The following is an 8,407-nucleotide window of genomic DNA, read 5'->3' on the forward strand; positions in this document are numbered from 1 at the left end:
CCAGCTATACGCTTCCTGTTGACGCTACCATCACTTTAGAAACAACGCGCGACATAGACCCGCAAGCCTTTGATTACTATGACATTCGCATGGTCTATAGCGGGGTGGATACAGCCGATGCCAGCGCTATTGACTGCGATACCACCAACGATGGCACAAATGGCACGCTGACCTTTAATGAGGCTGAAGTGAATAATGTTATTACTCCTAGCTTTATCCATAAAGCCAGCCGCTGCGCCGAGCCTAACTTTACCAAAGCGGTGGTCTCTGGGCCAACCGAAACCGTGACCCCTGGCCAGTATCAAATCAGCTATGAAATTCGGGTGGCGAACAGCGATGATGATCCGGTTTCCTATGACATATCAGACCTTCCGGCCTTTGGCGCAGGTGTGGCGATAGAATCGGCCTCTTATGTCTTTGATGAAGGAGCTGACGGGGTTGATTTGACCGCGCCAGTGGTGCTTAGCGCAGGTTCGCCCGCGCTTGGGATTGCTTGGACAATCGCCAATAACGAAGTTTTAGAGGCGGGTGCGAGCAACCTTTACAGGCTGGATCTTATCTTCTCGGTTACAGAGAGCGAGCTGACTTCGGCTTCGGCGAACTGCGATCTGGATACCGCAGGCGGGGAGACAGGCACGGGTCTGTGGAACAATGCTACCTTTGTTAATGCGCTCACGGGCGATGAAATTACCACCTTTGACTGTGCGCCTGTAGCAGGGCGTTTCTTAATCGAAGAGACCGCCCGTCAGGTTACAGAATATGGAGGCAGCCAAGGGCATTACATAGTCTATGACATCAAAGTGACCAGCACCTATAGCGAGACCAAAAACTATCGCTTGCAAGATGTTATTTCGGTGGGTGCAGGCTTTGATAATATCCATACTAAGGTTGCCGCTTATAGCGCCAGCGCAGGCACGCCAGCGGCGGCCAGCACGCTTACAGATACCAGTTATAACGAAGGGCGTATTGACTTCCTTATTGCCGAAGACCAGCCGATAGCGCCGGGGGAAACCATTACCCATAGTATAGCTGTGAATTTGAGCTTTACTGACCCTCATGGCGCTTATAGTTCCGGCTTAGAGGCTGTAACCGCCGAGTCTGCGGACTGTGATACAACCAACGATGGCACGACCGCGCCTGTGGTAGCGACAGCGACCTACAACAGCGCAACCGTGACGCTGATGGAAGGCGGGGCAGAGGTTGCCGATGAAAGCGCTACAGCTTCGGGCTGTGCGCCCCATCCTATCTTTAAGGAAGTCATATCCGGGCCGGATGAAATTCCAGGGCGGCCCAATGCTTACCGGATTACTTACGGGGTTCATGTCCGCAATGGCTCAGTGACAGACGACAGCTATACTTTGACCGACAGCCCTCTGTTTGGCCCCGGCGTGACTATCACCCAGCTGAGCTGGTCTTTGGACAGCGATGGCGATGGAGCCTTTGAAGCGGTCAATAATGTTATCGCAGGCTCTGGCCCCTATGAGATTGCGGCAGCCGGAACAGCCTTGCCTGCAGGGGCTTACCATTACTATGAGCTGGCGCTAGAGTTTGACCTTGTGCCGAGCGAATTGACCGCTGAAGGCTCCGACTGCACCTTGGATACGGGCGAGACGGCAAGCGGACTTTTGAACCGTATAGTGCTGGATACCGGATTGGACGGCGCTGCTGAAAGCAGCACGGGCGGGCTTGTTGACCATGCCTGTGAGCCTATGCCAGGCGGCAGCCAGATTGTTCTGACCAAAGTGGCCCAAGACGGCTGGACAGCGACCGCAACGCCCAACCAGTTTGCGAAAGACTATATCATTGAGGTGCAAAACCCCGGCACTTTGCAGCGCAGCTATGACCTTACAGAGATTCCGCGCATGGAGGCCGAGGCGGTAACTATCGACAAAATTGAGGTGGCCCGCGACCAAGACCATGATACGGACGACAACGACTATGGAACGGCGGTTGAAGTCTATCCTACCGGCTTTACCGGCGACCTGGCCGATGGCGTGATCCTTGAAGAAGATACGGTTCTTTTAGGCAGTCAGGTTGACCGCTTTAAGGTGACGATTACCTTTACCCTTGACCCTGAAAAGGCGACCGCTAAGGGCGGCAATGCGGTGCTAGAGCCGGGCGAAGCAGGCACGGGGCTGTCTAATGAAGTCCGCACGCTTTCCGATAGCGAAGAGCTGATTGCCCAAGCGCTGGTAGCCAACCCTGGTGTGATTAGGCTTACCAAGGTGCGCCATGCAGGCCCCATCTTTGATGCAGCTACCGGCAACTGGGAAGTGGTTTACCGGATTGGCGCAGAAAACCTTTCTGAAACCGCAACCGAATATGACCTCAGCGATGTCCTTTCGCTTGGCGAGGGCTTGAGCCTAGAGCCAGCCGATAGGGTCTTTGTGACCAAGCTTGAAGCGGGCAACGCCACCAGCTCGCCTACAATCCGGGTTCCCGAAGCAGGTTTGACGGTAGCTGGCGATGGAACGCTGGTGCTGGAAAGCGGGCGCAGCTTGGCCGGTGAAGCTTTGGACTACTATGATTTGCGTATGGTCTATAGCGGCGCGGATACGGCTGATGCCACGGCGCTGGACTGCGACAGAACCAACGATGGCGCTAATGGAACGCTGACCTTTAACAAGGCTACAGCAACAGTTGCCCTAGCCGATGCGCCTGCCTTTACCGCTTCGGCAGAACGCTGCGCCAGCTCCAGAGTGACCAAGTCGGTGCTTTCCGGCCCTGTTCTTACCTCCACGCCTGGCGAGTTTGAAGTGGTCTATAGCATTCGCGTTTCCAACAGCGATGATGAAGAGGTCTCTTATGACCTCTTTGACAAGCCGCGCTTTGGAGCGGGGGTGAATATCCTCGAAGCCTCTTACCGCTTGGACGCAGGCGCGACCGGAAGCTATGGCAGCACCCAAGAGCTAGACCCCGCAGAGGTGGAAGAAGAAGCCCGTTGGACTTTGGCCAACAACCGGCCTTTGATTACCGGCGCAGCTGACCTGTTTGAAATCACGGTGCGCTACAGCATTGACGATACGGTCTTAACTTCGCTCACCGCCGACTGTAACCCCGATTTGGGCGAAGAGGGCTGGACCGGCTTGAAGAACGAGGCGATTTATACCGATGACGATAGCCTTACCGAAGAGGTGGTCAATGACTGCGCCGAAGCGCGGGGCAAGCTGCTTGTAAGCAAGTTTGTTACAGAGGTAGCCAAAGACCCCAACGGTTGGGCTACAGCAGTCTTCCAGTATGAAGTGCTTAATACCGATCCTAGCCCACTCAACTATGCGCTTACCGACTTTATGCAAATCAGTGAGGCTGTAAATCTGCGAGGCACAGGGAGTTATAGCTATGAGCTTAATGGAGATGCTTTGGCCAGTGGAACAAGAGAGATTACGCCTACTTTTGCGGAAATTGGTGAACCCTCTTGGACGCTGGCAGAAGACCAGACGATTTCTTCGGGCAATACGCATGTCTATAGTGTAGAGTTTGGCTTTGAATATAAAGAAGACGAGATCAGCAGCGCTTCTGCGGACTGTAACCCCGACAACGATGGCGGGGCGGGAACCGGCTTTTTGAACAGAGCAGTGGTGGATACAACCACAGCCGGACGTACCGATGAGCAGGAAGAAGACTATGGCTGTGCGGCTGTGCCGGTTTACAAAGAGCTGATCTATGGGCCGATTGAAGACCCGGCCAACCCTGGCGACTTTACGGTGCGCTATGAAATCAGGGTGCATAATGCGCTCACCGAAGCGCAAAATTATGTTCTGACCGACAGTCCCCTGTTTGGTGAGGGCGCAAGCATTACCCAGGCCTCTTATTCTTATGACCAAGGGGACGATGCGGACTATGAACTGCTTGACCAGAGCTTGGATATTACCCAAACAAGCTGGCAGTTGGGGGATGCGGAGCTGGCAGCAGAAACCGCCGATTCCTACATTATTCAAATCGAGTATAGCGTTGATGATACGCAGGTCACGGACGAAACCTCTGACTGCGAATTGACCGGCGGCGAGACCGGCACGGGTCTGTTGAACCGGGCAAGTGCGACTATTCATGGCGAAGACTTTACCTATGAAGACTGCGCCAATATGCCGCTTCCCTCTGACCTCAAACTGACCAAAACTTTTGATCCCAGCACGATAGAAGCAGGCATAGGCGGGGGTGCTAATGACCTTAAGCTGACCTACAACCTTTCGATTCTCAACCCCGGCACTTTGCCGCAAACCTTTACCCTTACCGATATTCCGCGCCTTGATCCTTTGTCGGTGACGCTGCACAGCGCAGAGCTTGTAGGGACGGGCGAAGTCTATGATGCCAGCAGCTATAGCGGCGACCTTTATGTGGACGGGATTGTTCTGTTGACCGACTTTGAAATCGCAGCGGGCGAGCAGCTTGACTTTGTTCTGGAAATGGAAGTGAGCATTGACCCGACCGAAGTGACCAGCGATGGCAGCGATGCCGAGCTTAAGAGCTTTGAAGAGGGCACGGGTCTGTCGAACGAAATGAGAACCCTGACCCAAAGGGACAGAGAGTCTTCTACCCAGGTGCTTACGCCTCTGCCCTCCACCGTGCGGGTGGATAAGCGCCGCTTGAGCGGGCCGGACTATGATCTGGCAAGCGGAATTTGGACCGCCTCTTATGAAATCGAGGTCTCGAATACCAGCTCTTCTGCGGTGGAATATGAGCTGGTGGACAGAATTCACAAAGGCGCAGGGGTCAATCTGATTGTGGGCAACGAAGCGGTCTTAAGCGCTGAAATTAGCGGCGGGGGCAGCCTGTTTGTTGACCAAACGCTTACCTCAACCGAGGTTCAGCCGGGCTTGCTGGAGCTAGACCTGCAATCAGGGGCAACGCTTAATGCGGGAACCTCGCATATCTACAGCCTGCGCCTCAACTATACTTTGGACAATACAGCCCCCGTCACAGACCCTGCTTATGACTGTATCTTGACCAACGATGGGACAGTCGCGCCCGATGATATAGCCACGCTTACCTTTAACAGGGTGACAGTCAAGCGCAGCCAAAGCCCGCAGCTAGAGCATAGCGACATTGCTTGCGCCGAGCCGCGTGTGGTTAAAAGACTGGTGAGCGGCCCCTCGCCTTTGGCCGGAGAAAACAACCTCTTTGAGCTGGTCTATGAAGTCCGGGCGGCCAATAGCGATGAAGAAGAGGTCTCTTACGACCTGTTTGACAAGCCTTACTTTGGCGCAGGCGTGGTGATTGAAAGCGCCAGCTATACCGCCGACTATGGATTTGACAGCTCGCCCGAATTGGTTGACCAGCCGCTTGACCCAGAGGTGCTGACCACTTCTGACAGCTCTGGCGCTTGGGCGCTGGCCAATAACCGCTCTCTGGCCGCGCATAGCCGCGATAACTATACCATAAAAGTCTATTTCAGCTTGGACAATACGACTTTGACGACCCAAAGCGGGGATTGCACGATTGAAAGCGCCGAAGAGGGCTTTACGGGTCTGCGTAATCAGGTGACTTACCAGGACGATGTTAATCCGGCGAAAAGCTTTGAGGTTTGCCAGGAAGTGCCGACCGATATAGTGGTTTCCAAAAGACTCTTGCCCGAAACGCTGGATATAAGAATTGAAAGCGAAGATGCGGTAATGATGTTCTATGAGCTGCAGGTGACTTCCTTGCATCCTAGCGAAACCCTTGTTTACCAGTTAAGCGATGTTGCCACGACTGGATTTAGGGACATAACGGGCTTTGAGCTTGTTTCTGTCGATTTAGGTGGCGATACTGAAAATCTTGAAGTCAGCGTTGATAGCTTTGAGAACCGAAGCGCAGGCGAGCCTTGGGTCTTGGCCAGCAGCCAGTCAATCAGCCCTGGCAATAGCCATGTTTACCGCACCGCAATGCTTGTAAGCACGCCTCTTAGCCTGACTTTGCCTGATCAAGAGGCTAGTATCTACGGCGGCTCTGTGACCCGCCAAGACTTTGCTTCTTGGGACTGTCAAGCAGGCAACGATGGCGGTAATCCCACCGGCGCGGTGAATAGCTTGGAGGGCAGCATTGTTGATGCCAGCCGCGAGACCAAAGTTTATGGGCAAAGCAGCTGCTTTACTCTGCCGGTGATTAAAAAGCACCTGGAAACCCGTTTCTTGGAGCCAGTCAGCGATGAAGTGACGGGGCTGAACCGCTATGAAGTGGTTTGGGGCGTTTTGGTGAGCAATAACTTTGACGAGCCGCGTCTCTATTACCTAGACGATGAGCTAAGGGATTTACCCCAAGGGGTGAGCTATGAATCGCATCGCTTCAATGTAGATTTCGGATTTGATGGCGGCTTTGATAGCTTGGACATCGAACCTACAGTTGAGACGAATTTAGGCGGTGATTATTTCCAAATGGCTGAAGAGCGCATATTGGCAGCCAACAGCCATGATTACTATGAGGTCACTTCGGTGATTGTTGTGGATACTGCGCTGGCCAATGGCGCAGATATGGACTGTGACGGAACGGCGGAAAGCGGACTGTGGAACGGAGCTTATTTTGAAAATGGCCCTACCACAAGCACTAGTAGCATTTTCTTCTCAGAACTCACCTTTGACGACTGCACGGAAATCCCCTTGGGGGTTCAGGTTAGCAAAACTTACGGCGACTTGGACGCTCCGGTAGAGATTAGCTCTGACCCTAGAGTCTATGAATTCTCTTACAGTATTAGTGTGAAGAACCCGACCAATCATAACCAAGAATTTACCCTGATTGATACGCCTGCCTTTGGTAAAGATGTGACAATGATTTCTGCTGTAACAGCTGCGGGAACGAACCTTGATGTCAACGCCAGCCAGTGGGACTTGGATGATGAAATCATTGTTCCTGGCGATGAGCTCAACTATTCCATCACGGTGCAGGTGCAAGTGGCCGATGATGTGGATAGCGAAAGCGCCGACTGTTTGCTAGAGGGCTTTGAATCGGGAACTGGGCTTTTGAATAAAGTGACCACGACCTCTGAGAACTATGACAGCGGCCTGTCTTCCGGCCAGTCGGCGGCCAGCTATTGCTTCCCCGTTCCGGTTTATGGCTATGACTTTGGCGATGGGCCTAGCGACTATAAGAATATGATCGAAGAAGACGGGCCAAGGCATGTGGCCGATGACCGGGTCTATTTTGGGGAATTCCCCTCGGCTGAGCTGGACGCGACCGAGCAGCTTATTGTGGAAGCCGACCAAGATACCGAGCAGGTCTTTGTGCTGCCCGAAGGGGAAACCGGAGTTTATGAAGTCACGCTGCCGGTAGTGAATGAATCGGGCTATACCGCCTACAGCTATATGTGGATCGACTTTAACAACAACGGGGTTTTTGAGGTCAACGAAGTGACCAAGGCCGAGGTGCCTGACGGCGCGACCACAGTCACCTTCCCCGTGCAGCTGCCCACCAGCGGGGTTTCGCGCGATGATGCTCGCTCGATTACCGCTCAAGAAGCGCTTTCGGCGGATACCGCCTCGCTTGGAGGTAGCGCCAGTAGTTCTGCCCCCTCTCAAGCCCCGTCTCAATCCCAACCTTTTGCGGTGCAGTTGGCTCAGCTGGGCGCAACCTCTAGTCTGTCTGGCGTGCAAACGGGGCAAGCCGTGCCTTCGCTCTTTGCGCCTTTCTTTGTGATGCGGGCGCGGATTTCGCTTTCAGACCTCGATGAGCTGTTGGGTCCTGTGCCAGGGGGCGGGGAAGACCCGCGCTCCACCGGAATGGGCTTGAATGGGGAAGTGGAAGACCATCGTATGGTGGTTACGCCTGCAATCACGACCGAGAAAGTCTTGGAGAGCTTTGACCTTGAAAGCCTTGATTTGGCGGCGCAAACGGCGCGTGTCCTCTTTAACTATAAGCTCACGGTGAGCAATGTTTCGGCCTTGGATTGGGGCTATACCCTGCTTGAAGAGCCGTCCTCGTCCGCTACAATCGGCGCAGGCAGCCAGTTCACCTTCACGCCTTTGACCGCAGGGCTAACCTTCCCTGATGGTAGCGATGAGCGGGTTGTGGGGATTACCCAAAGCGGCGGGGCCGGCGGGCCTTTGAGTTCAAGCTATGTCGTAGGGCCTATAGCTAGTGAAGTGCAGGATATTGCAGGCAATAGCCAGCATGAATATAGCGCGGTTGCCGCGATTAACTTCACCGATATTAATGTGACCAGCGAAGAAGACTTTATCCAAGGGCTTATTGATAGCTGCACAACCGGAGAAAATCAGTTTATGGGAACCTCGCTTGATGGAGCCGGGGTCTTTTATAACCAAGCCACCAGCCAGCAGGTTGATGTTATTGCCTCAAGCGCGACCAGCGATGGCGGCTTCTCTAGCGATGCTTGCCCCACTGCTGACGATTATTCTGGCTTCCTTATCCGTATGGACAAGAGCCTGTTCGAGCAGGTTCCCGATGGGGTAGCTTTGGCGGGTGAAGAGCTGCTTTGGGT

General features: G+C 53.9%; 1 protein-coding gene. It reads left to right on the plus strand.

Annotation, left to right across the window (positions count from 1 at the left end; genetic code table 11):
* The coding region (locus QNJ43_RS26060; protein ID WP_300474838.1) for a GEVED domain-containing protein at positions 1-8,407 on the plus strand (8,407 nt) is incomplete at both ends.

Origin of the sequence: Breoghania sp., assembly GCF_030066895.1 — a bacterium.
Classification (GTDB): Bacteria; Pseudomonadota; Alphaproteobacteria; order Rhizobiales; family Stappiaceae; genus Breoghania.